At 65.5% G+C, this 1,368-nt stretch carries 1 protein-coding gene; it reads left to right on the top strand.

Going from position 1 to position 1,368, the window contains the following annotated elements:
* Positions 1-146: 146 nt before the first annotated feature.
* Positions 147-1,352, top strand: coding sequence for an IS256 family transposase (locus ACFYOH_RS44835; protein ID WP_388638139.1), 1,206 nt, complete (start codon positions 147-149; stop codon positions 1,350-1,352).
* The last annotated feature ends 16 nt before the right edge of the window (positions 1,353-1,368 follow it).

The following is a 1,368-nucleotide window of genomic DNA, read 5'->3' as shown; positions in this document are numbered from 1 at the left end:
CGGGAGTGTAAATCTAACGGCGGATCCGACGATCATGGGAGAGACGTCAAGTGACTTACACCGCCGTGGAGTTGGAGACCGTGGAGCCTGTCGAGAGTGCCCAGTTGGGGCAGCCTGCGCCCGTGTCCGACGAGCAACTGGTCGCGATGCTGGTGGAGCGGGCCCGGTCGGAGGGGCTGCAGCTGACCGGGCAGGGTGGGCTGCTGCAGCAGTTGACCAAGCGGGTCTTGGAATCTGCCCTGGAAGGTGAGATCACCGATCACCTCGGCTATGAGAAGCACGATGCCGTCGGCCGGGGCAGTGGCAACTCCCGCAACGGGGGCCGGGCCAAGACCGTGCTGACCGACGTCGGGCCGGTCGAGGTCAAGGTGCCGCGTGACACCTCGGGCACGTTCGAGCCGCAGATCGTCAAGAAGCGGCAGCGGCGGCTGGCCGGGATTGACGAGATGGTGCTGTCGTTGTCCGCGAAGGGGCTCACGCACGGCGAGATCGCCGCTCACCTGGCCGAGGTCTACGGGGCGGAGGTGTCCAAGCAGACCATCTCCACCATCACCGACAAGGTGTTGGAGGGCATGGCCGAGTGGCAGAACCGGCCCCTCGACCGTGTCTATCCCGTCCTGTTCGTGGACGCCATCAACGTCAAGATCAGGGACGGGCAGGTCGCGAACCGTCCCATCTACGTCGTGATGGCGGTGACCGTGGACGGCACCCGCGACATCCTCGGCATCTGGGCCGGCGACGGCGGCGAGGGTGCCAAGTACTGGCTGCACGTGTTCACCGAGCTGAAGAACCGCGGCCTGGACGACGTGCTCATGCTGGTCTGCGACGGGCTCAAGGGCCTGCCCGAGGCCGTGGAGACCGTCTGGCCTCGCACGATTGTCCAGACGTGTGTGGTTCACCTGCTGCGGAACTCATTCCGATACGCCGCCCGTCAGGACTGGGACAAGGTCGCCAAGGCCCTCAAGCCCGTCTACACCGCGTCCAGCGAGGACGCGGCGACTGAGCGGTTCCTGGAGTTCCAGGAAGCGTGGGGGAAGAAGTATCCGGCGATCGTGAAGCTGTGGTCGGACGCCTGGGCCGAGTTCGTGCCGTTCCTCTCCTTCGACGTCGAGATCCGCAAGGTCATCTGCAGCACGAACGCGATCGAGAGCGTCAACGCCCGCATCCGCAAGGCCGTCCGTGCCCGCGGACACTTCCCCAACGAAGCCGCCGCCCTCAAGTGCATCTACATGGCGCTGATGAGCCTGGACCCGACGGGCAAGGGCCGCAAGCGGTGGACCATGCGCTGGAAAGCACCCCTGAACGCGTTCCAGATCGCCTTCGAGGGCCGCCTGACCCCGAGCAACAACTGACCTTCAACAACCAAGA

Origin of the sequence: Streptomyces sp. NPDC007856 (assembly GCF_042868225.1) — a bacterium.
GTDB lineage: Bacteria > Actinomycetota > Actinomycetes > Streptomycetales > Streptomycetaceae > Streptomyces.
Note: the sequence above shows the minus strand (reverse complement) of the source record. Positions and strands in the feature narration are given on the sequence as shown.

Coding starts and splice junctions, on each gene's coding strand:
- ACFYOH_RS44835 (WP_388638139.1), top strand. CDS start 147: ATGCTGGTGGAGCGGGCCCGGTCGGAGGGGCTGCAGCTGACCGGGCAG.